Genomic DNA, 4,902 nt, shown 5'->3' with positions numbered 1-4,902 from the left:
GAATATATGATGAATATATGATGAATCTATGTATATCAAATATTTCACATAAAAAAAGACGACCCAAGTCGTCTTTTTTATGTTATTGATTGCCACCAAGTTGTGCTAATTGTTCAGCTGCACCACTGTTTGCAATAATTTCTGCGCCTTGTCCAACTGGAGTATTCAATGGAACACCTGTCAATTGTTCAAGAGCTGCAATGCTAATATTGTAATTGTAAAGAGCTTGTACATAGTTATTACGAGCATCTGTTAATTTAGTTTCCGCATCGAGTACATCAAGGTTTGTACCAACCCCCGCACGATAGCGAAGTGTAGCAATACGGAAGCTTTCTTGACCTTGAGCAACTGCAGTTTGAGTGCTTTGAATTGTTTGCTCTGCAGAACGCAAGTTCAAGTATGCTTTTTGTACTGCTAATAATACAGCATCAACAGTAGCTAAATTAGCCTCTTTCGCTTGTTCAAGTTGTGCATTTGCTTTTTTAATTGCATTTTGTGTTGCACCACCATCCCATAAGCTCCAAGATGCAATAGCACCTACACTCCAGGATTTTGTGCTTGTTCCGAAGTAACCATCTGGATCGGCGTAACCACGACCAGCTTTTACAGCTACCGTTGGCAAGTAGCCAGATTTAGCAGATTTTACAGCCTCTTCTGCAGATTTTACATCAAGAGCAGATTTTACAAGGGCGGAACGATGAAGTAGAGCATACGCCTTAGCTTGTTCCAATGTAACATTGTAAGGTTTATATTGTAAGTCATGTTCTGCTGTATTAATAGCTGTTTGTACAGGATATGCAATGACTTGATTCAAGCTAGCCTCTGCTAAATTTGCAGAATTTTGTGCTTTTACAAGATTTGTTTCAGAATCAGCAAGATTTGTTTTAGCAGCCAATACATCAGAACTTGCTACCAAACCAACATTATATTGAGCTTGCACATTTGTTACATGACCTTGGTAATCTTTAACAGCTTGTTGAGCCACATCAACAAGATTACGATTCATGATCAATGTATAGTAGCCACTAATAGCATCATATTTTGCTTGTTGCAATGCTTCTTCATAGCTAGCGCCAGTGCCTTCACGAGTATAACGTGCAGAATCAATACTTGCATCGAGTTGAGGATTAAATACAGGAGCACTAATGGAGAAGTTATGACTACCAGATTTACCACGGCCAGTGTCACCGCCTGTTTTTTGAGCAGACCAACCATAGCTAACACTAGGGTTCTTGCCTGCTGCTACTTGGCTCACTGCAGATTTAGCAGCTTCATAACCCCATTTAGTTTGTTTTGCAGTACGGTTATTCGCCAATGCTAAATCTATGGTACGAGACTCATCGAGGTCCAATTTGCTCTCATATGTTTTGCTATCTTGAACAGATTTTTCAGCTAATTGCTTTTGTGTTAATTGAATCGCTTCTTTTTGATATTTGCTTAATTGGTCTCCATTATTAACGGAAGTTGTAACTACATCAGCAGCCATTGCACCTGTAGTAGCCAAGGAGAGCATTACACCCAAGGATAAAACCTTTTTATTCATAATATGTACCTCCATACTCACCTAAAGTGAATGTATTAGTCTTTAAAATACTTGTTTGATACCAAAGTAGGTACCACCATTCGTGGAACCGAATGGTCTGGTCATTTGAATAACCCCATAAGTATCTTTATGTAAACGTATATCACTACGAATACGATATTTACGATTGTTAAGGTCATATACCGCTGCAGACAATGAAACAGGACCACGCAAATTATAGTCAACGCCAAGTCCTAATTCACTTTCAAAAATACCGCCCCGTACTAGCCATTTAGAGCTAATGAATCGACCGGCATTTAAATCGAATTTAGTGCCATCACCGATATTGGAAAGGCCAAGCTCAGCCATACCTTTATCATTATAAGCACGAACGCGACCATTGATGCGGAATTCATCATCTGTTGTGTTATATAACAAATCTACAGAAGGCTCAACTTTAGTAGATGACTTTTTTTCAACATTATTTCCATCTACTACATTTCCACTTGCATCAGTTTGATATGCTTTACCACCCATCAATTTGTTGATGCGAGCTGAAATCTGTGCCGTATTATGTAATGTTTCCTTAATATTTTCCTGTGCTTTAGGATCAGTTACAGTAGACTCCATAGAACGAGCCATATTATCTACACGATCCGTAGTTTGTTTTAAGTTAGTCAAAATAGCACGCATATCATTGCCTGCATTACCATCTGCATTAAATTGTTGAGCAGCTTGATTTAGCTGTGCCGTTACATCAGCCATATTTTGTGTAATCGCTACAGCATTATCAGCCATCGTTGCCGTAGATTGCAAGGAATGCTTAAGTGCATTTTGCGTTGCTGGATCACCAATAATATTATTAATAGATTGCAACATTTTTTCGGTGCCATCCATTAGTTTTTGAGCGCTTTGCATCGCTTTATCCATAGCGTCTGCACCTTCGCCCTTAACAGAGTCACCATCTTGTAAAAACACCTTAGATTGACCTGGTGAAATTTGAATAAATTTATCACCTAAAAAACCATCTGATCCCAATGTGAACGTAGAATCACTTGGAATTTGTGTTTTTTCATCAAGCTTCATTTTTACTACAACACCATGCGGAGTAATCTCGATATCAGAGACATTACCGATGGCCACACCTGAATATTTAACTTGATTGCCATTTTTTAGGCCATTAACTTGAGCAAAATCGCCAATAATCGTCATTTGTGGCTTAGCCCATATATCAATGCGACCTACAAAAAGTATTCCCGCAATAAATAGAGCTATACCTATTATTGTGAAAGCCCCTACCTTGGCCTCCGTCGTCCACTTCATTACACATCTCCCATCGCAGATACATTAATTGGTTCTGCTTCACCATGAATAAACTGTTGTACCTTTTTATTTGTAGAATTCTTAAAGTCTATTGTATCAGAAATTTCCACAAATTTCCCCTTATCAAGTAAAGCTATGCGATTTGCCACGTAAAACGCGGATTGCATATCATGTGTTACTACAATAGAAGTACAACCAAGCCGTTGTTGCATCCCCTTAATTAGCATACTAATCGTACCAGATGTAATAGGATCCAAGCCGGATGAAGGTTCATCATAGAGGATTAAGCTTGGGTCTAGCGCTATGGCGCGAGCTAAGCTAACGCGCTTTTTCATACCGCCTGACAATTCGTTAGGCATATAGGATTCATACCCTTTCAAACCGACCCAATCTAGTCGCTCTGCTACAATGCGTCGTATCTCATCGTCGCCTAAGTCCGTATGTTGACGTAAGCCAAAGGCCACGTTTTCGCCTACCGACATAGAATCAAACAGAGCAGAGTATTGGAATACCATCCCCATTTTTCTTCGTACTGTATTAAATTCATCTTCAGATAATGTTGTAATATCTGTGCCATCTACAATAATCTGTCCCGATGTAGGGCGCTGCAAGCCAATTAATAATCGAAGCAATGTACTTTTACCACTGCCACTACCACCTAATATAACCAACGTCTCCCCATCATTGATAGTAAGATTAATGGAGTCTAAAATCACACGTGACTCATAGGCAACTACAACATCGCGTAGTTCTATCATAAATCCCTCTAGCGTATCTACTAATATAACAAGGTAGATAAAAAGTAATTTAATACAAATACTAAAATAATACTAGTTACTACAGAACTAGTTGTGGAAAAGCCTACGGCTTCTGCGCCCATTTTAGTTTCCATCCCCTTATAGGAGCCTACCAATGCAATAACAGCACCAAACACACTGGACTTAACTAAGCCTAATGTGAAGTCTGAAATAGTAGAAAACATTTGAATAGAATCTAAATAGGTACTTGGCGCTAAACCCTTAATTGCAGTAGCCACAAAGTAACCACCTGCAATGCCAATTACTACACCATAAAACGCCAATATAGGCACCATAATCATACATGCTACTACACGAGGTACCACAAGATAACCAATAGGATCGACGGCCATAACACGAAGCGCATCGATTTGTTCGGTTACCTTCATTGTACCAATTTCAGCCGTGATAGCAGCACCAACACGGCCAGCTAATACTACACCTACCAAGATAGGGCCTAACTCACGCCCCATAGCAACAGCCATAAGACCACCTACAGTGCTTTGTGCACCATATGTAATCAATACATCTGTAATCTGTAAGGTCATAACTGCACCAGCAAAGAGTAACGTTAAACTGATAATCGGCAACGAATCTACGCCTAAGTGAGCCATCTGCTGAAACACATGCCACAGATTAATCATTTTCAGTTGTCTAATTGTGTGCCACACCAATAATGTAGCACTCCCCATCTGTGATAGGCCGTTCATTACAGCTCGTCCTATCGATTCTAGCCAATTCAACAGTTTAGCCCTTTCCCCTTACATTTTCAGCTTATTCAGCTGCATTAGTATCATTTACTTTAGATTCATCCTTTTTATCAGGTGTTTTTTGGTCTTGTTTATCAGATTTTTTCACATCTTGTTTATCAGACTTTTTCACATCTTTTTTACTGGATTTATCCTTTTTGGATTGGTCTTCCAATTCTAATTTATGTTCCATCTTGCTTTGATTTTTAACTTCTTTTACGCGTTTAGCTAATGCTTTATCGCGATCGGCTGGTTTCATAACATGAATTGTAAATTGACCATCACCTTGAACGATGTATTCCGTATCAATAGCAGTTTTTTCTATTTGATTATCATCGTCCTTACTAGAACTCAAATCTTCTTGACCTGTTTTTTTCTTTACATCCCCTGGCATAGGTTTTGATTCCACATCTTTAAGTTTAGCTTTTTTAACAGATTGGGAACCATCTTCATCAACAAGACTAATGCCATCTTCTAAAAACTCTACAACGATTTGATTATTTGTATCAGT

Annotated in this window: 4 protein-coding genes and 1 pseudogene; all 5 read right to left on the bottom strand. The window is 38.8% G+C overall.

Annotated features, from left to right (window positions below; translation table 11 throughout):
- Nucleotides 1–82: 82 nt before the first annotated feature.
- Nucleotides 83–1,543, bottom strand: a complete 1,461-nt coding sequence (locus QZ334_RS06845; protein WP_295233072.1) for a TolC family protein — start codon at nt 1,541–1,543, stop codon at nt 83–85.
- Between the two features lie 42 nt (nt 1,544–1,585).
- Nucleotides 1,586–2,845 carry an MlaD family protein gene (locus QZ334_RS06840; RefSeq protein ID WP_227720990.1) on the bottom strand — a complete coding sequence of 420 codons (1,260 nt, stop codon included), beginning with the start codon at nt 2,843–2,845 and terminating at the stop codon, nt 1,586–1,588.
- The gene (locus tag QZ334_RS06835) at nt 2,845–3,603 is read right to left on the bottom strand and encodes an ABC transporter ATP-binding protein (protein WP_295233068.1); all 759 of its coding nucleotides are present in this window, start codon (nt 3,601–3,603) and stop codon (nt 2,845–2,847) included. Before QZ334_RS06835 ends, QZ334_RS06840 begins: the two co-directional genes overlap by 1 nt.
- A 20-nt stretch (nt 3,604–3,623) precedes the next feature.
- The gene (locus QZ334_RS06830; protein ID WP_039969447.1) at nt 3,624–4,385 is read right to left on the bottom strand and encodes an MlaE family ABC transporter permease; all 762 of its coding nucleotides are present in this window, start codon (nt 4,383–4,385) and stop codon (nt 3,624–3,626) included.
- A 31-nt stretch (nt 4,386–4,416) separates the two neighbouring features.
- Nucleotides 4,417–4,902, bottom strand: a pseudogene (locus tag QZ334_RS06825) (SpoIVB peptidase S55); the annotation flags it as partial.

It is taken from the genome of Veillonella sp., from assembly GCF_019414865.1.
GTDB lineage: Bacteria > Bacillota > Negativicutes > Veillonellales > Veillonellaceae > Veillonella.
The sequence above is the reverse complement of the archived record's forward strand: the minus strand, read 5'-3'. Positions and strand labels throughout refer to the sequence as shown.

Excerpts from the sequence above, each read along its gene's own strand:
- QZ334_RS06845 (WP_295233072.1), bottom strand. The coding sequence starts at position 1,543 with ATGAATAAAAAGGTTTTATCCTTGGGTGTAATGCTCTCCTTGGCTACT.
- QZ334_RS06840 (WP_227720990.1), bottom strand. The coding sequence starts at position 2,845 with ATGAAGTGGACGACGGAGGCCAAGGTAGGGGCTTTCACAATAATAGGT.
- QZ334_RS06835 (WP_295233068.1), bottom strand. The coding sequence starts at position 3,603 with ATGATAGAACTACGCGATGTTGTAGTTGCCTATGAGTCACGTGTGATT.